Annotated in this window: 1 protein-coding gene and 1 pseudogene; both read left to right on the forward strand. The window is 60.6% G+C overall.

Annotation, left to right across the window (positions count from 1 at the left end):
- Positions 1-619 (forward strand): P-type conjugative transfer protein TrbG (trbG, locus tag PZ895_RS19225; RefSeq protein ID WP_275840609.1); only part of this gene is annotated, 619 nt, incomplete at its 5' end.
- 2 nt (positions 620-621) lie between these two features.
- Positions 622-852 (forward strand): annotated as a pseudogene (locus tag PZ895_RS19230) (conjugal transfer protein TrbH); the annotation flags it as partial.

Genomic DNA, 852 nt, shown 5'->3' on the forward strand with positions numbered 1-852 from the left:
TGTTTGTTCCCCATTGCAGCTCTGCGAGATTGCATTGCAGGCTGGGGAAGCGGTTCGTGATGTTCTGGTGGGCGATACTGTCCGCTGGCAGGTCGAGCCGGCGTCCTCAGGATCGCCCGAAGGCCCCCGCATCCACCTTGTGGTGAAGCCGGCCGAAGCGGGGCTTAAGACCTCCATGGTCGTCACCACGTCGCGACGCACCTACCACATCAATCTCGAGTCTCGTCAAAGCGGCTATATGGCCCGCGTGGCGTTCTCTTATCCAGAGGACATTCGCCAGCAAATTGCGGCCGTGAACCAACGGATCGAGGCAAGTGTCATTCCCGGCGCGGGTGTCCCTGCCGAGAACCTGAATTTCAACTTCTCGATCAGCGGCAACGCTCGCTGGAAGCCGACCCGCATCTATACCGATGGGATGAAGACCTACATCCAATTCCCGGGCCACCTGGGGAGCGGTGACGCGCCGATCCTGTTTGTCCAATCAGGCGGCCAAAACCAGATCGTCAATTACCGGCTCAACAACAACATGATGATCGTGGATTACCTGATTGACCGGGCCGTGCTGGTGAGCGGGGTCGGCCGTCAGCAACAGCGCATTACCATTCAAAGGAGGGGATAGTCATGGCTGGCGTCTCCAAGATCACACGCGCCCTAGCCGTGGCGCTCGTTTCGCTCTCGCTCGCCGGTTGCGTGACAACGGGGGGCGGTTATTTCTCCGCCGCATCAAGCACGGATGCCGCCAATCTGGACCCCTATGCCGCCAATGCGGTCGCTGGCGATATGGTCGCGCAGTTGGCCGAACACGTTGGACCGGGCACCGGCACGATCGCCCTCAAAACCGATGGCTCGGCA

Origin of the sequence: Mesorhizobium sp. YIM 152430 (assembly GCF_029210365.1) — a bacterium.
Taxonomy (GTDB): domain Bacteria; phylum Pseudomonadota; class Alphaproteobacteria; order Rhizobiales; family Rhizobiaceae; genus Aliihoeflea.